The organism is Streptomyces sp. NPDC049541, from assembly GCF_044465725.1.
Lineage (GTDB): Bacteria > Actinomycetota > Actinomycetes > Streptomycetales > Streptomycetaceae > Streptomyces.
In genome coordinates, this window is the sequence record NZ_JBITLY010000001.1 from 662,384 (window position 1) to 678,959 (window position 16,576).

At 70.8% G+C, this 16,576-nt stretch carries 10 protein-coding genes; 4 read left to right on the forward strand and 6 right to left on the reverse strand.

Translation table 11 applies throughout. The annotated features are described in order from the left end of the window. Positions 1-5 precede the first annotated feature (5 nt). A complete protein-coding gene (locus ACIBW9_RS03000) occupies positions 6-1,433 on the reverse strand; it encodes an MFS transporter (RefSeq protein WP_398950597.1) in 1,428 nt (475 codons plus the stop codon). A gap of 101 nt (positions 1,434-1,534) precedes the next feature. Between ACIBW9_RS03000 and ACIBW9_RS03005 the strand changes: the two genes are divergently transcribed. Further along, on the forward strand, positions 1,535-2,443 hold the full coding sequence (locus tag ACIBW9_RS03005; RefSeq protein WP_398950599.1) for a helix-turn-helix transcriptional regulator: 909 nt from the start codon (positions 1,535-1,537) through the stop codon (positions 2,441-2,443). Between the two features lie 333 nt (positions 2,444-2,776). Here the strand turns inward: ACIBW9_RS03005 and ACIBW9_RS03010 are convergent, their stop codons facing one another. Beyond that, positions 2,777-4,222: an MFS transporter gene (locus ACIBW9_RS03010; RefSeq protein WP_398950601.1), complete on the reverse strand. Its 1,446-nt coding sequence runs from the start codon at positions 4,220-4,222 to the stop codon at positions 2,777-2,779. A gap of 123 nt (positions 4,223-4,345) precedes the next feature. On the opposite strand from ACIBW9_RS03010, the gene dusB reads away from it, so the two are divergent. Further along, on the forward strand, positions 4,346-5,512 hold the full coding sequence (gene dusB / locus ACIBW9_RS03015) for a tRNA dihydrouridine synthase DusB (protein WP_398950603.1): 1,167 nt from the start codon (positions 4,346-4,348) through the stop codon (positions 5,510-5,512). Between the two features lie 16 nt (positions 5,513-5,528). On the opposite strand, the gene ACIBW9_RS03020 is transcribed toward dusB, so the two are convergent. The 3 genes from ACIBW9_RS03020 to ACIBW9_RS03030 all read right to left on the reverse strand — a co-directional run bounded on the left by ACIBW9_RS03020 (position 5,529) and on the right by ACIBW9_RS03030 (position 11,313). Then, entirely contained in the window at positions 5,529-7,247 is a 1,719-nt protein-coding gene (locus ACIBW9_RS03020; protein ID WP_398950605.1) for a sulfatase-like hydrolase/transferase, read from the reverse strand. Between the two features lie 617 nt (positions 7,248-7,864). Next, positions 7,865-9,802, reverse strand: a complete 1,938-nt coding sequence (locus ACIBW9_RS03025; protein WP_398950607.1) for a glycogen debranching N-terminal domain-containing protein — start codon at positions 9,800-9,802, stop codon at positions 7,865-7,867. Then, positions 9,799-11,313 (reverse strand): MGH1-like glycoside hydrolase domain-containing protein, encoded by a 1,515-nt coding sequence (locus ACIBW9_RS03030; protein ID WP_398950609.1) that lies wholly within the window; start codon positions 11,311-11,313, stop codon positions 9,799-9,801. The genes ACIBW9_RS03025 and ACIBW9_RS03030 overlap by 4 nt, the downstream gene beginning before the upstream one ends. 120 nt (positions 11,314-11,433) lie before the next feature. On the opposite strand from ACIBW9_RS03030, the gene ACIBW9_RS03035 reads away from it, so the two are divergent. Together ACIBW9_RS03035 and ppdK are read left to right on the forward strand one after the other, a co-directional pair. Further along, the gene (locus ACIBW9_RS03035) at positions 11,434-12,630 is read left to right on the forward strand and encodes an ROK family protein (protein WP_398950611.1); all 1,197 of its coding nucleotides are present in this window, start codon (positions 11,434-11,436) and stop codon (positions 12,628-12,630) included. 417 nt (positions 12,631-13,047) lie between these two features. Beyond that, positions 13,048-15,768: a pyruvate, phosphate dikinase gene (gene ppdK, locus ACIBW9_RS03040; RefSeq protein ID WP_398950613.1), complete on the forward strand. Its 2,721-nt coding sequence runs from the start codon at positions 13,048-13,050 to the stop codon at positions 15,766-15,768. Positions 15,769-15,891: 123 nt separating this feature from the next. Here the strand turns inward: ppdK and ACIBW9_RS03045 are convergent, their stop codons facing one another. Further along, the gene (locus tag ACIBW9_RS03045; protein WP_398950615.1) at positions 15,892-16,443 is read right to left on the reverse strand and encodes a DUF4232 domain-containing protein; all 552 of its coding nucleotides are present in this window, start codon (positions 16,441-16,443) and stop codon (positions 15,892-15,894) included. Positions 16,444-16,576: the final 133 nt, after the last annotated feature.

The following is a 16,576-nucleotide window of genomic DNA, read 5'->3' on the forward strand; positions in this document are numbered from 1 at the left end:
GGGCGTCAGCCGATGGTGCGCGGCAGGCGCAGGCTGAGCAGGCCGGTCAGGACCACGCAGCCCAACTGGGTCAGCAGCGTGGTGACCAGGGCGTCCCGCATGCCCAGCCCCGGGACCAGGGACAGGAAGAGGGTGCCCAGGGCCGCCACCCCGAGGGCCAGGGAGGACTGCTGGGTCGTCATCATCACGCCGCTGCCGACACCGGCCCTCGCGGGTTCCACCTCGGACAGCACCACCCGGAAGATGATGGGGAGTTGGAGCGCCTGACCGGCGCCGGCGAGAGCCGCTCCGGGGAGCAGTTCGACGAAGCCGAGGTCCGGCCAGGACCGCCAGGCGGCCAGCGCCATCAGGCCCACGCCCGCCCCCTGGAGCAGCGCACCGGCGGTCACCACCCGGGTGCCGTACCGGGCGACCAGCCGCGGCCCGGCGAGCGAGACGAAGAAGAAGACGACGGCCATCGGCGCGAGCGCCAGCCCCGCCGGGACGGGCCCGAGCCCCGCGCCCCGCTGCAGCGCCACCGCGACGACGAACATGAAGCCGCTGAAGCCGACGCCGAACGGCACGATCATCACCAGTCCGCGGCGCAGCGAGGTGAGGGCGAACAGGCTGGGCGGGACCAGCGGGGTTCGGCCCCGGCGGTCCGCCCGGCGCTCCACCGCGTAGAACGCCCCCGCGAGGAAGGGGAACGCCGCCAGCGACAGCCACGTCCACAGCGGCCAGCCCGCCGAACGGCCCTCGGTGAGCGGGGCCAGCAGCGCGAGGAGGGAGGCGGTGAGCAGGACGGTGCCGGGACCGTCGACCGGCTCCGGGTGCTGGGACCGGGTCTCCGGGACGGCACGGGCCGCGAGGACCAGGCCGGCGATCACCACGGGCACGTTCACCAGGAACACCGAGCGCCAGCCGGTGCCCGCGATGTCGGCGGCCACCAGGATCCCGCCGAGGATCTGCCCGGCCACCATGGACAGCCCGGCCGTGGCGCCGTACAGGCCCATGGCCTTCGCCCGCCGCTGTCCCGAGGTCGCCGCCTGGATGGTGGCGAGGACCTGCGGCAGCATCGCGGCGGACGCCGCGCCCTGTGCGACCCGAGCCGCGACCAGGGCCCAGGCGTTGGGGGCGAGCCCGCAGGCCAGCGAGGTCAGCCCGAAGGCCGCCACACCGCCGAGGAAGAGCCGCCGCCGCCCGAACAGATCGCCCAGGCGGCCGCCGAGGACGAGCAGCACGGCGTACGCGAGCCCGTACCCCGCGACGACGAGTTCGAGGACGGCCTCGCTCGCGTGCAGATCCCTGCCGATGGTCGGCAGGGCGACATTGACGATGAAGAAGTCGATGAGAGGAAGTGCCGCTGCCAGCAGCACGGTGAAGAGTCCGAGGCCGCCGAGCGAGGGTGGCGCGGTCGGCGGGCGGACGGTGCGTGTAGCGATGGTTTCGGTCACGCTCCTGAGCGTGCGCCCCCTCCCAGGCTGGTACCAGAGTCTCCTTATCCTGGTACAAGAACCACCTGGAAACAGTGTCCACGAGGCGGCAGGCTGGAGGCATGGCGACGATGACTCAGGTGACGACCCGGGAGACCGCGGCCCCGCGCTCGCACGGCACGGGCGCCGAGGTGCGGCGCCATGAGCTGGCGGCCTTCCTGCGCAGTCGCCGTGAGCGCATCACCCCGGAGGAGGTGGGGCTCCCGCGCGGCCGCCGGCGCCGTACGCCCGGTCTGCGCCGTGAGGAGGTCGCCCAGCTCTCCGCGGTCGGCGTCACCTGGTACACCTGGCTCGAACAGGGCCGTGACATCCAGGTCTCCGTCCAGGTCCTCGACGCCCTCGCCCGCACCCTGATGCTCGACGCCACCGAGCGCGCCCACCTCTTCCAGCTGGCCGGCGCGGTGGACCCGACCCCGGCCCTGATGTGCCCGTCGGTGACACCCGCGCTGCGGGCCATGCTGGAGCAGCTGGAGCCGTACCCCGCCAGCGTCCAGAACAGCCGGTACGACATCCTCGCCCACAACCGCACCCTCGGCCTGCTGCTGTGCGACCTGGAGGCGGTACCGTCCGAGGACCGCAACTGCATCCTGCTGTCCTACACGAACGAGGACTGGCGCAACTCGATCGTGCACCTGGAGGACACCCGCCGCCTGATGGCCGCCCGCCTGCGCGCCGCCATGGCCGGCCATCTCACCGAACCCGCCTGGAAGATGCTCCTCAAGCGCCTGCGCGAGTACCCGGAGTTCTGCGAGGCCTGGGAGCGCCACGAGGTGGTGGCCGCCCACAGCAGACGCAAGGAGTTCCTCAACCGCCTGGTGGGCCGGGTGGTCCTGGACCAGTCCGAACTGTGGCTGGGCCCGGAACTGGGCTCCCGGATGGTGACGTATGTCCCGGCGGACGAGGAGTCGAGACTGCGGCTGGAGAGGCTCCATGAGATTGCCCTCAAGAAGGGCACGACTCGACCGGCGTAGGTGCAACGGCTTTTTTAAAGGGCGCCGGGGCCGTTGCGACGCTTCCACGAGCGGTTCGGCTTGAGCGAGGGGCAGGATGAGCGCCCCGTGAGGGGCGCGGGGAACTGGCGTGGGTGGGGCGGCTTTCAAGGGGTGCGGGGAGGCTGGCGTGGCTGGAGCGGTCGTTAGGGGCGCGGGGGAAGTGGCGTGGGTGGAGCGTCTTTTAAGGAACGCGGGAAAGCCGGCGTGGCCGGAGCGGTCGTTAGGGGCGCGGGGAAACCGGCGTGGGTGCAGCGGCTTTCAAGGGGCGCGGGGAACTGCGCGACAAGCCCCCACTCACCCGCACCCGCCGAACTACGCACTGACCCCCGCGGCTTGGCGCACCTCAGCAGAGTCAAGCTGCGCAGCGGCGCGCTCAGCACTACGCCGAGCCCACCCCCCACTGCTCAGCGCCCCAAGGCCGAGCACGGCAACCCCACACCCCGTGAGAATCCACCACCCCGGCACGGAAGCCGAGACGAACACGTCCCTGTACGACGAGGCCCCCACACCGGAGGCCAGCACCGCCCCCACCACAGCGACGCCGAGCGTCTGCCCGAGCTGCCGGCTGGTGGACGCAACGGCGGCGGCAACCCCCGCCTGGGCGCGAGGCATCCCCGACACCGCGGTGTTGGTGATCGGCGCGTTCACGAACCCGAACCCGATGCCGAACAGCAGGTAGGCGACGAACAGCGTCACGTTCGACGTCTCGGCCTCGAACCCGGCGAACAGCACCCCGCTCGCCGTGATCGCCGCGCCGGCGACAAGCAGCGACAGCCGCGGCCCCCTGCTCCCCACCAACCGCCCGGACAGCGGTGCGCACACGAACGTCGGCACCGCCATCGGCAGCATCCACAGCCCCGCGTGCAGGGCGTCGTACCCACGCACGTTCTGCAGATACAGCGTCGACAGGAACAGGAACCCGCCCAGCGCGGCGAACGCGCTGATCGCGATCACCGTCGCCCCACTGAACGGCACCGACCGGAAGAACCGCAGGTCGATCAGCGGTTCGTCGCGACGGGGCTCGTACCAGAGCAGCCCCGCAAGTGCGGCCAGCGCGACCGCGACGAAGGGCAGCACGTAGTCCGCGCCCGAGTTCGGGGCCTCGATGATCGCGTACGTCAGGGAGCCGAACAGGGCGATCACCAGGAGCTGGCCGACCGGGTCGGGGCGGCGGGCCTTGGGCGCGCGGGACTCGGGAACGTAGCGCAGCGTCAGCAGCAGGGCCGCGAGCCCCACCGGCAGATTGACCCAGAAGATCGAGCGCCAGCCGACCGACTCCACCAGCAGCCCACCGGCCAGCGGACCGGCGGCCATGGAGATGCCGACGACACCTCCCCAGACGCCGATCGCACGGGCGCGCTCGGCCGGCTGCGTGAAGGTGTTGGTGATGATCGACATGGCGACCGGGTTGAGCATGGAACCGCCCACCGCCTGGATCATGCGGAAGGCGATGAGCGAGTCGAGGTTCGGGGCGAGGGAGCACAGCAGCGAGCCCGCGGTGAAGATGATCAGACCCGCCATGAAGACCCGCTTGCGGCCGATGCGGTCGGCCGTGGAGCCGGAGAGCATCAGCAGCGAGGCCAGGACCAGCGTGTACGCGTCGATGGTCCACTGCAGCCCGGCGGTGCTCGCGTGCAGTTCACGCTGCATCGACGGCAGGGCGACGTTCAGAGCGGTGACGTCGAGGCTCACGATCAGCAGGCTCATACAGCAGATCGCGAGGACCAGGAAGCGTCGGCGGTGGCTGAGCTCAGGCATGCGTGTCACTCTACGCTCGCATCGATAGTGTGTCTAACTAATAGTGCTGCTAACTAATGGCTGCTACATGATCGCGCCCCGACGGCTGCTACATGATCACTGCCGATGCGCGACAATGGGCCAATGCCCACGCCCGTGTCCCCGCTGCAGATCGGCCCGCACACCGTCGAGCCGCCCGTCGTCCTGGCCCCGATGGCCGGAATCACCAACGCACCCTTCCGCACCCTGTGCAGAGAGTTCAGCGGCGGCAAGGGCCTGTTCGTGAGCGAGATGATCACGACCCGGGCGCTGGTCGAGCGCAACGAGAAGACCATGCAGCTGATCCAGTTCGACGCGACGGAGAAGCCGCGCTCCATCCAGCTGTACGGCGTCGACCCGGCCACCGTCGGCAAGGCCGTCCGCATGATCGCGGAGGAGGACCTCGCCGACCACATCGACCTGAACTTCGGCTGCCCGGTCCCCAAGGTGACGCGCAAGGGCGGCGGCTCGGCCCTGCCCTACAAGCGCAACCTGCTGCGCGCCATCCTGCGCGAGGCGGTCTCCGGCGCGGGCGACCTCCCGGTCACGATGAAGATGCGCAAGGGCATCGACGACGACCACATCACCTTCCTCGACGCCGGCCGGATCGCCGTCGAGGAGGGCGTGACGGCCATCGCCCTGCACGGGCGCACCGCCGCCCAGCACTACGGCGGCACGGCGGACTGGGACGCGATCGCGCGGCTCAAGGAGCACGTGCCGGAGATTCCGGTGCTGGGCAACGGCGACATCTGGTCGGCCCAGGACGCGCTGCGGATGGTGCGGGAGACGGGCTGCGACGGGGTGGTCGTCGGCCGCGGCTGCCTGGGGCGTCCATGGCTGTTCGCGGACCTGGTGGCGGCCTTCGAGGGGCGTACGGATGCCCGTGCCGGAGGCACTGATGGATGCAGTGCGCGCCCCGCTCTCCGTGAGGTCGCCGACATCATGGTCCGGCACGCCACCCTCCTCGGCGAGTGGATCGGCGACGAGTCCAAGGGCGTCGTCGACTTCCGCAAGCACGTGGCCTGGTATCTGAAGGGCTTCGCGGTCGGCAGCGAGATGCGCAAGCGCCTCGCGATCACGTCGTCCCTCGCCGAACTCCGCGCGGGGCTCGACGAGTTGGACCTCGACCAGCCCTGGCCCGCCGGCGCCGACGGCCCCCGCGGCCGTACGTCCGGCAACAACCGGGTGGTCCTGCCGGACGGCTGGCTGAAGGACCCGTACGACTGCGCGGGGATCGGCGAGGACGCGGAGCTGGACACCTCCGGCGGCTGAGCCCCCGCCCTGCCCCTCAGTTCTTCTTCGGGTGCGGGGTCGAGCCGTATGCCATGAGGAACTTGTCGCGGAACGCGCTCATCTTCCAGACCGGGGCGTTGTGCGCCGGGCGCAGGCCGTCCGACCAGCCCCAGCTGTCGATCTTGTCGAGGACCTTGGGGTCCTTGGCGACGATCGAGATCGGCACGTCACGGCTGGCGTGGTTGCCGCTGACGCGGGCGATGGGCTGGTGGTCGCCGAGGAAGACCAGAACGGTGTTGTCGTTGCCGTAGCGCTCCAGCCACTCGGTGAGGGCGGTCACCGAGTACTGGACCGACTTGCCGTACTCCGCCTGGGACCTGGGCGAGCTGGCGATGATGTCGGACGGCTTGTTGCCTGCCTTCTGGATGGCCTTGAAGACCGAGCCGTCACCCAGGTCGTCCCAGGGGACCATCTTGGGGATCGGCGCCCACGGCTGGTGGCTGGAGGTCAGGATGACCAGCGACATGAGGGGCTTGCTGCGCTTCTTGGCGTGCTCCAGGTTCTGGAACTGCTGGAGTGCGTACTGGTCCGGCATGGTCGACCAGCTGAACTTCGGGCCCTTGTAGCCCATCTGGAAGGCGTTGCGGTAGGAGTCCAGGCCGTAGAACTTCGACTCCGGCCAGCTCTTCTGCACGCCCGGCATGATGCCGACCGTGTCCCAGTCGCCCGTCTTCTTGAACGCCTCGGTGAGGCTCATGTGGTCGCTCGCCATGAGCGTGCGGTAGCGCTGCTGGTTGCTGATCCACAGGCCCGACATGGTGGTGGAATGCCCGAGCCAGCTGCTGCCGCCGTAGGTCGCGGACGTCAGCCAGCCGCTCTTGGCGTGGAAGCCCGCCTTGGCGAGAGCCTTGGTGCGGGCGTCGAGCGTCTTGTCCACGCCGGGCGCCTCGACCGGGTCCTCGATGGCGCTGCGGCCGTAGCTCTCGATGAAGGTGAAGATCATGTCCTTGCCGCGCAGGTCCGGCACCAGCTGACCGGGCGGTGTGTTGCCGAACTCGTCGACCTTGGCGACCTTCTGGAACTCCGCCTCGTCCCGCAGGGTGTCCCGTACCCGGGCCGCCTGGACGGCGACTGCCCCGGCCGTACGGTCGGAGGCCAGCGGAACCCCGGCGATCTGCAGCCCCAGGGCGGAGCAGGTGACCCAGACGACGGCGGCGGCCAAGGTCCCCCGGGTCGCGATCTGTTTGTGCAGCGCGAGCAGGTTGCTGAGCCGCACCATCGCCAGCGCCATCACGCCGAGGACCACGAAGATGAGCACGAAGACCCCGATGGTCGCCCCGACCTCCACCGCCTTGCCCATCGAGTCCGCGATGTACGACTGCGCGTCGGGCAGCAGCTCCCAGTCCAGTACGACGTTGAAGGGCCGCCCCAGGTACTCCACGAACCCCATGTCCAGCAGGTTCAGGACCACCATCGCCCCGAGCGCCGCCCCCGACAGCGCCGCCACCACCAGCCTGGGCCGCCGCGGCAACGCCAGCGCGACGGCCGCCCCGATGATGGCCTCCACGGGTATCCGCGTGAGCCACCGTCCGGCCTCGAGCGTGGTCAGACGGTTCGGCAGCAGCAGCGCCCCGAGGACGAGCACGGCGGCGAGCACGGTGACCGCCCACCGGATGGTGCGTACGGCGGTCGGGTGGCGCTCCCGCCGGGCGGAGGGCGGCTCGACCTCGGGTGCCGTGCCTTCTATGACGTTCTCGACGGTGTCCGGCTGCACCCGAAGGTCCTTCCGCGCATGGCCCGTGACAAGGCGGCGGGCCACGCTGGGGAGGCACGCGGATCGGTCTCAGGACCCGCTTGGCCCGCCGCCCTTCCGTACGCAGTGCCACCCGGGCCTGTTCACGGGACCTCGGCAAACACCGGGCAAACGCCCGGTCAACGCCGCGGCCACGTCCGTTGAGGGATGCGCGGATCTGTCTTCAAGGGGCGTGGGGCTGTGTCGATGTGCGGCTCCGCCGCGTGGGCGCGACAAGCCCCCACGCACCCGCACTCGCCACACGACCCACGCAGCCCACCCCCTAGGCCCCGTCGTTTGGATCAGCTCGGCGTCGCGGGCCCTGGCACGCACTCCCCCACTGCCTCAAGGGCGTGGGGGGACCCTCAGCGGCGTTGTCGTCACTCTCCCCCACTCTCGAATTCGCTCGAGCGGGAGGGGCCCCCATCGCTCCGCGTCGCCCGCCGCGGCAGCGGCTGATGTCAGAGCCTCCTCCGCCTTGCAGCTGCACGCTCCCCCACTCTCGGCTTCGCTCGAGCGGGGGGACCCCTCATGACCCCGCTCGAGGCGGCTGCAAGGCGCGGTTCCCTACGGCCGACCTGATCCAAACGACAGGGCCTCTAGGCGCCCCCAACCGCCGTCAGCAAGGCAAGTGGCGCCGCCGCAGACCGAGACTCCCGCACACACGCGTGCGGATACGGCACAGGCTCCGCATGCGTATCCCGCCCGTACCCCGCTATCACCTCCGGCAGCCGATGCCCGGCTGCCGTAGCCGCGTCCACCAGCCCGTGCGCCACCGTCCGGGCTTCGTCATGCAGCCCGTACCGCGCCAGCCCCAGCGCGATCAGCGCGTTGTCGTGCGGCCACACCGACCCCCGGTGGTACGACAGCGGGTGATACGCCGCCTGGCCCGCGGCCAGCGTCCGTACACCCCACCCCGAGAAGAAGTCCGGCTCCAGCAGCCGCCGGCCCACCAGCTCCCCGTACTCCTTGTCCAGCAGCCCCGACCACAGCAGATGCCCGGCGTCCGAGGCGAGGGCGTCCACCTGGTTGCCCTCGCCGTCCAGAGCCAGCGCCGGGAAGGACCGGTCCGGCATCCAGAAGTCCCGCTGGAAACGGTCCCGCAGATCACCGGCCGCCTGCTCGAGCAGCGCCGCGTACACCTCGTCCTCCCAGACCGTGCGCGCGACCCAGGCCGTGCGGCGCAGCGCGTCGTAGGCGTACCCCTGGGCCCCGGCCGCCATCACGGCCCCGGTCGCCCGGGTCCCGTCGGCGGAGCAGATCGCGCCGGGGGAGTCCTTCCAGTTCTGGTTGGCGAGGCCGCCCTGGTCGGCGCGGTAGACGAGGTAGCCGCGGGATGTGAGCCCGCCGTGATCCAGCATCCAGCCGATCGCCGCCCGCGCGTGGGGCTCCAGCCGGCGCGCGAGAGCCAGGTCCCCGGTCTGCTCGACGTAGGCACCGAGCAGCACGAGGAACAGCGGCGTGGCGTCCACGGAGCCGTAGTAGCGCCCGTACGGCACCTGTCCGAAGTGCGCCAGCTCCCCGTGCCGTACCTCGTGCACGATCTTGCCGGGCTGGGACACCGAGTCCACGCCGGTCTCGGTCGCCTGGGTGGCGGCGAGGGCGGGCAACGTGGCGGCGGCGAGCTGCGGGCGGTAGGGGAGGGCGAAGAGGGAGGTGAGCAGGGCGTCGCGGCCCAGCAGGGTCAGGAACCAGGGGGCGCCGGCCGCCGGTACGCGCAGCTCCTCGCCGTCCGGGCCGGTCGCGGTGACCTGCAGCGAGGCCAGGTCCGCGAGTCCGCGTGCGCAGGCCGCCGCCAGCTCGGGCCAGCCGGTCGGGAAGGGCACGCCCTCCGCGAACTCGCCCTCCAGCGCGAGGAGTTGGGCGTTGGCGGCGGCGGGCGAGTCGGGGATACGGGGGCTCGGCACCGCTCCGTGCGGGCGGGCGGCCGCCCGCAGCGCCACCTCCGCGGTGCCGTGCGGCTCAAGTTCCAGTGTCCACACGAGGCGCCGGGCGCCCGTGCCCGTCTCCTCGACGCCGTCCGGGGCGGGTTCGGCCGTCACCGTCGTACAGGAACGCCATTCGCCGCGCTGGTAGCTGAACTCCACGCCGTCGTCGAGGACCTTGCGGGAGCGGACGGCGCCGATCTTGGTGTACGTGCGGTGGTCCGAACGCAGCTCGAACTGGTCGGTGAAGTCGGCGTCCGCGGTGACCGCGAGGCGGATCGTGGTCGGCACCGGGCGGTTGCTGGTCACCCGCAGGGACTCGACGAACGCGCTGTCGCCGACGGCCTGTTCGCGGAAGATCGTGTACGCGGGCGGCTCCTGGCGGCCGCCGCGCGGGACCAGGACACACCGTGCCGTGTCCCCGTCGGCGACCGGTGTGAGCGACTCCGGCACCGCGCCGTCGACCGTCAGCTGCCAGCGGCTCAGATGCCGGGCGTCGCGCACGAACAACCCGTCGGGGGAGCCCGATCCCCGCACGCCGCTGATGTCCCCGCCGTCGCCGACGGCCGCGAACGTCCCGCCGTGCACGAGCAGATGATGCCGGTCCGTCATGCCCGGTCGCCTCCCCTGACTTCCTCGTCGCTCCTGGCGTAGTCACTTCCGTCGCAGCGGCTTCCGCCGAAGTCGCTGCCGTCGACGTCACCTCTGCCGACGTCACCTGTGTCGAACGTGCCGATGCCCGTGCGGGACACGCCGTGTCCGGGGCGCTCGTGGAGCAGGTCCAGCGCGAGCGCGGCGGTCCAGCCGAACCCCCTCGCGCCGCACGCCTCGCCGGTGAACGGGTCCACGTACTCGGCGAACCCGGAGGCGCCGGCGATGTCCAGGACGGCCTCCCGCAGCGCGCCGGCCCGCGACTGCTCGCCGTGTGTGCGCAGCCCCCGTTCCAGCAGCCAGCTCGTGTTGAACCAGGCCGGGCCCCGCCAGTAGCGGTGCGGGTCGAAGGCCTCGCCGAGCAGGTCGTAGGAGGGCGCGAGGCGGGTCGTGTCGCCGAGGCCGAAGTGCGGGCCGCAGGCCGTGCGGACGAGGGCGGCGGCCGTCTCGCGCGGGAGCGTGGGCAGCAGGAGCGGGACCAGGCCCGAGACGCTCCGCTCCCGGATCAGCCGACCGCCGCGCACGTCCCGGCAGAAGAACATGCCCTCCGCCGGGTCCCAGAGCCTCTCCAGCAGCGCGCCCGTCAGCCGCTCCGCGCGCGCATGGCGGGCCGTGCCCGGCGCGCCCAGCTCGTGCGCGATCCGGGCCAGAGCGTGCTCGGAGGCGATGAGCAGGGCGTTGAAGGACGGGTCCTCGACCGCGAACTCGGCGCCGTGGTCGGCGTAACCGCGGTCCCGGTAGTCCGTCGCCAGCCGTACGTACCGCCCGTAGTCCAGATCCGTCGGCCGGTCCTCGGCGGCCCCGTGGTCGAGGTCGGCGCGGCGGAAGGAGCGGGCCGGGGCGGGGGTGATGCGGGCGAGGGGTGCGTCCCAGCAGGGGCTGTTGTCCATGCCCTGTTCCCAGGGGTGCACGACGGACGCCAGGCCGCCGCCGCCCAGGTCGCGCCGGTGCAGCAGATAGCGGTGCCAGGCGGCCAGCCGGGGATACATCCGGGTGAGGAAGCCGCGCGCACGGGACAGCCCCGGGTCGGCGCAGTGCACCAGCCATGCCGCCAGCGCGTGCACCGGTGGCTGCACGATGCCGGAGGTCTGTACGGTGCGCGGGGCGCCCGCAGCGCGCCCCGCGGTCGAGGAGCGCCAGAAGTCGGGGCTCGGGAAGTACGCGTCGAGGGGTACGGAGGGGTTGAAGACGATGTGCGGGATGCGCCCGTCCTCCCACTGGGCGGCCAGCAGCGTCTCCAGTTCCGTCTGGGCCCGTAACGGCGACAGGTGCCTGAGGCCGATCGCGATGAAGGCCGAGTCCCAGGACCACTGGTGGGGGTACAGGCTGCGCGAGGGGACCGTGGACGCTCCCGTCCAGTTGTCGGCCAGCACCCGGGCGGCCCTGACGTGCAGCGAACCCGGCTCCGCGGGCGGATCGTATGCAATGGGGTGCTGTGCGGCACGGTTGGTGAGTTGGGCAGTGCGATCCACTCGGGGCTCCCCGAAAGACGTGCGGTCGACCGGTTCGGTCGTGGCTACCGTAGAGTTACGTCTATTTAACACGCAAAACCCAGGATGTAATGCAAGCTTGAGAAACACAAGGGGGTGTGCATGACCGGACGGAGCCAGGCCAGCGCCGGAGATCTGCTCGAACTGGTGCGAAGCGGGCGTGCGACCACACGCGGCGCACTCCAGCAGGCCACCGGACTGTCCCGTGCCACCGTCGGCCAGCGCCTCGACCGGCTCTTCCGCGCGGGCTGGCTGCGCGAGGGCGCCGGCGGCCCCGTCGACTCGCCCCTCGGCGGCCGCCCCTCCATCACCCTGGAGTTCGACGACGAGCACGCCGTGGTCCTCGCCGCCGACCTCGACACCCGCCACGCCCGCGCCGCCGTCCTCACCCTGACCGGCGAGATCCTCGCCGAGCACTCCGGCACGCTGGTCATCGAGGACGGCCCGGACGCCGTACTCGGTGAACTCGGACGCTGGTTCGCCGAGTTGCTGGAGAAGGCCGGACAGCGGACGCAGTCGGTCTGCGGGATCGGACTCGCGGTGCCGGGGCCCGTCGACAGCGAGACCGGGCGGGTCGTGCAGCCGCCGATGATGCCGGGCTGGGACGGCTACGACATAAGAGGCCGCCTCGCCAGATCCTTCACCGAGCACACGGGCGCAGGTCCGGTGCCGGTGCTGGTGGACAACGACGCGAACCTCATGGCGTACGGCGAACAGCGCACGGGTCACCCCGACTGCTCGGCGTTCGTGCTGGTCAAGGTGTCGACCGGTATCGGCGCCGGGGTCGTGGTCGACGGCTCGATCTACCGCGGCATCGACGGAGGCGCCGGCGACATCGGACACATCCGGGTGGGCGCGGAGGCGCTGTGCCGGTGCGGCTCGTACGGCTGTCTGGCCGCCGTCGCGAGTGGTGGCGCCGTGGCGCGGAAGCTGGCGGAGGCCGGAGTCCCGGCGGCGTCCGGTTCGGATGTCCGCGATCTGCTGGCCGCCGGACACCCGGAGGCGGTCGGGCTCGCACGTGAGGCGGGGCGGCGGGTCGGGGACGTACTGGCGACCGTCGTCACGCTGCTCAACCCCGGGGTTCTGATGATCGCGGGGGATTTGGCCGGAACCGCATTCCTCACCGGTGTACGGGAGCTGCTGTACCAGCGGGCGCTGCCGCGCTCCACGGCCCATCTCGACGTCGTCACCTCGCGGCTCGGCGAGCGGGCCGGGCTGGTGGGGGCCGGTGCACTGGTCGTGGAGTACCTGTACGCGCCGGAGCGGGCGGAGGAACGGCTGCTGGCGATGGGTGTGTGACATCCACGTTCTGTCCCGGTTTCCGTCCCAGAACGCGTCCGCATGGTGAAATCCGGCGCTCTGTGGGAGCGTGATTCTTGCCACCCTTGATAAGGGTTGCGCTCAGATGAGCGGATCTTGAGCGACTGCACTTCTCCAAGGGGTGGCACTCGGTGCCACCCCTTGATCGTTCATCGATCGAAATCAGGCGTGCAGGATGTCCGCTCATCTGAGCGTAATACCGTGCTCATGGGCGGTCTTGCGTTCAAGAAGTGAAAACATCTGCCCGTCACCGCTTGCCAAGCTTTGACTTTCGATCCGCTGGCGGACGACTGGTTACGGGCGCATGACACGCGAGTAGACGTACCCAGACGCCTTTGATCTGGGTATGTTCCTCGCCGTCAGGGCAGCCACCGCGTCCTCGAGGGAGTCGAGACCGTGTCGGAAAACAAAGAACCCCATGGAGTGAAGTTCGTTTACGACTTCACCGAGGGAAACAAGGACCTCAAGGACCTCCTGGGTGGCAAGGGCGCGAACCTCGCCGAGATGACCAACCTGGGACTCCCCGTTCCTCCTGGCTTCACCATCACGACGGAAGCCTGCAAGGTCTACCTCGACAGCGGCGAGGAGCCGGCGGCACTGCGTGACGAGGTGAGTGCGCACCTCGACGCGCTGGAGCAGCGCATGGGCAAGAAGCTCGGCCAGGCCGACAACCCCCTGCTCGTCTCGGTCCGCTCCGGCGCGAAGTTCTCGATGCCCGGGATGATGGACACGGTCCTCAACATCGGGCTCTCCGACAAGTCCGTGAAGGGCCTCGCCGAGCAGGCCGGCGACGAGCGGTTCGCCTGGGACTCCTACCGGCGCCTCATCCAGATGTTCGGCAAGACGGTCCTCGGCGTCGAGGGCGACCTCTTCGAGGACGCGCTGGAGGCGGCGAAGGCGGCCAAGAAGGTCACCGTCGACACCGAGCTGGAGGCGGCCGACCTCAAGAAGCTGGTCACCAAGTTCAAGAAGATCGTCAAGACCGAGGCCGGCCGGGACTTCCCGCAGGACCCGCGCGAGCAGATGGACCTCGCCATCAAGGCGGTCTTCGACTCCTGGAACGGCGACCGCGCCAAGCTCTACCGCCGCCAGGAGCGCATCCCGCACGACCTGGGCACCGCCGTCAACGTCTGTTCCATGGTCTTCGGCAACCTCGGCCCGGACTCCGGCACCGGCGTCGCCTTCACCCGCGACCCCGCCTCCGGCCACCAGGGCGTCTACGGCGACTACCTGCAGAACGCGCAGGGCGAGGACGTGGTCGCGGGCATCCGCAACACCGTGCCGCTCGCGGAGCTGGAGCAGATCGACAAGAAGTCGTACGACCAGCTGATGCAGATCATGGAGACCCTGGAGAACCACTACAAGGATCTCTGCGACATCGAGTTCACCATCGAGCGCGGCCAGCTGTGGATGCTGCAGACCCGCGTCGGCAAGCGCACGGCGGGCGCCGCCTTCCGTATCGCCACACAGCTCGTGGACCAGGGGCTGATCGACGAGACCGAGGCCCTGCAGCGCGTCAACGGCGCCCAGCTCGCCCAGCTGATGTTCCCGAAGTTCGACGAGGACGCGAAGGTCGAGCAGGTCGGCCGGGGCATCGCCGCCTCCCCGGGTGCGGCGGTCGGCAAGGCCGTCTTCGACTCGTACACCGCGGTGAAGTGGTCGCGTTCCGGCGAGAAGGTCATCCTGGTCCGCCGGGAGACCAACCCCGACGACCTCGACGGCATGATCGCGGCCGAGGGCATCCTGACCTCGCGCGGCGGCAAGACCTCCCACGCGGCCGTCGTCGCGCGCGGCATGGGCAAGACCTGTGTCTGCGGCGCCGAGGAGCTGGAGGTCGACACCAAGCGGCGGCGGATGACCGTGCCCGGCGGGCACGTGGTGGAGGAGGGCGACCTCATCTCCATCGACGGCTCCAGCGGCAAGGTCTACCTGGGCGAGGTCCCGGTGGTGCCCTCCCCGGTCGTCGAGTACTTCGAGGGCCGGATGCACGCCGGCGCCAACGACGCCGACGAACTCGTCGAGGCCGTGCACCGGATCATGGCGTTCGCCGACCGCAAGCGCCGGCTGCGGGTGCGCGCCAACGCGGACAACGCCGAGGACGCGCTGCGCGCCCGCCGCTTCGGCGCCCAGGGCATCGGTCTGTGCCGCACCGAGCACATGTTCCTCGGTGACCGCCGTGAGCTGGTGGAGAAGCTGATCCTGGCCGACACGGACGCCGAGCGCGAGGAGTCGCTGAAGGAACTGCTGCCGCTGCAGAAGCAGGACTTCGTGGAGCTGTTCTCCGCGATGGACGGCCTGCCGGTGACGGTCCGCCTCCTGGACCCGCCGCTGCACGAGTTCCTGCCCGACATCACCGAGCTGTCGGTCCGGGTCGCCCTCGCCGAGGCCCGCAAGGACCCGCACGAGAACGAGCTGCGCCTGCTGCAGGCGGTCCACCGCCTGCACGAGCAGAACCCCATGCTGGGCCTGCGCGGCGTACGCCTGGGCCTGGTCATCCCCGGCCTGTTCACCATGCAGGTACGGGCGATCGCCGAGGCCGCGGCCGAGCGCAAGAACGCCAAGGGCGACCCGCGCGCCGAGATCATGATCCCGCTCGTCGGCACGGTGCAGGAGCTGGAGATCGTCCGCGAGGAGGCCGACCAGGTCATCGCGGAGGTCGAGGCGGCGACCGGCACCCAGCTCAAGCTGGCCATCGGCACCATGATCGAGCTCCCGCGCGCGGCCCTCACGGCCGGCCAGATCGCGGAGGCGGCGGAGTTCTTCTCCTTCGGCACCAACGACCTCACCCAGACGGTGTGGGGCTTCTCCCGGGACGACGTGGAGGCCTCGTTCTTCACCGCCTACCTGGAGAAGGGCATCTTCGGGGTGTCGCCCTTCGAGACGATCGACAAGGACGGCGTGGGCTCGCTGGTCGCCGCCGCGGTGAAGGCGGGCCGCCAGACCCGTCCCGACCTGAAGCTCGGCGTCTGCGGCGAGCACGGCGGTGACCCGGAGTCGGTCCACTTCTTCCACGAGGTGGGTCTCGACTACGTCTCCTGCTCGCCGTTCCGGATCCCGGTGGCCCGCCTGGAGGCGGGACGCGCCGCCACCCAGTCGGCGGGCAGCGACCACCGCTAGGCCTCACGGCCACGAAAACCCCGGAGCCGCCGCCCGTCCCCGACCCTCAATACCGATGGGCGGCGGCTCCGGATCACCAAGAGGGGCGGCACCTTGTGCGGAGGTGCCGCCCCTTCGGGCTGCTCAGAGGGCGCCCTGGGGGTTCACCGGGCCGACCTGGAAGAGGTGCGAGCAGATCGTCCAGGAGGCCGGGACGAGAACCGCCCGGAACGAGGCCGGTGGGTAGACCCGCAGATAGGTGCCGGTGCGCAGACAGGGCCCGCCGACGGGGCCGTTGGTCGTACGGATGACCGCCGAGACGGAGTGGGCGGGGGCGAGGACGACGGTGGCGAAGGGCCGGCCGCTGTGGGTGGCCGCCGGGCCGATCTGCCGGTGCGCCGGGTCCAGGACGCTGACGCCCGGATAGCCGCGCAGGGTGCAGCTCGTCGCACTGGTGTTGGTGAACCGGATCGGCCAGTACACCGAGCCCGCCGCGCCCTCCTTGCGGCCCATGGAGAGATAGAGGTCGCTCATGGCGCAGGTACGCGGGCCCTGTGCCGCTGTGGCCGCTGTGGCCGCCGTGGTCGTCGCCGGCGTCGCGCTCCATGCCGCTCCGGCGCCCGCGAGCCCCAGGAGGCCGGCGGACAGCAGGGCGGCTATGCCGCGTCCGGATCGTCGCTGAGAGTGAACAAACATGGCATATCCGCCTCCGTCGGGCGAAATGGGTGGATGTGTGCGTTCTGTTGGATGAGTGCCCAGCGGAAAAAGTTGTACCGGGCGGCCGACGAACCCCTCGGGCGACATGCCCGGACCCCTCTCCTACGCTGGG

Coding starts and splice junctions, on each gene's coding strand:
- ACIBW9_RS03035 (WP_398950611.1), top strand. CDS start 11,434: ATGACCGGACGGAGCCAGGCCAGCGCCGGAGATCTGCTCGAACTGGTG.
- ACIBW9_RS03045 (WP_398950615.1), bottom strand. CDS start 16,443: ATGTTTGTTCACTCTCAGCGACGATCCGGACGCGGCATAGCCGCCCTG.
- ACIBW9_RS03005 (WP_398950599.1), top strand. CDS start 1,535: ATGGCGACGATGACTCAGGTGACGACCCGGGAGACCGCGGCCCCGCGC.
- dusB (WP_398950603.1), top strand. CDS start 4,346: ATGCCCACGCCCGTGTCCCCGCTGCAGATCGGCCCGCACACCGTCGAG.
- ACIBW9_RS03010 (WP_398950601.1), bottom strand. CDS start 4,222: ATGCCTGAGCTCAGCCACCGCCGACGCTTCCTGGTCCTCGCGATCTGC.
- ACIBW9_RS03025 (WP_398950607.1), bottom strand. CDS start 9,802: ATGACGGACCGGCATCATCTGCTCGTGCACGGCGGGACGTTCGCGGCC.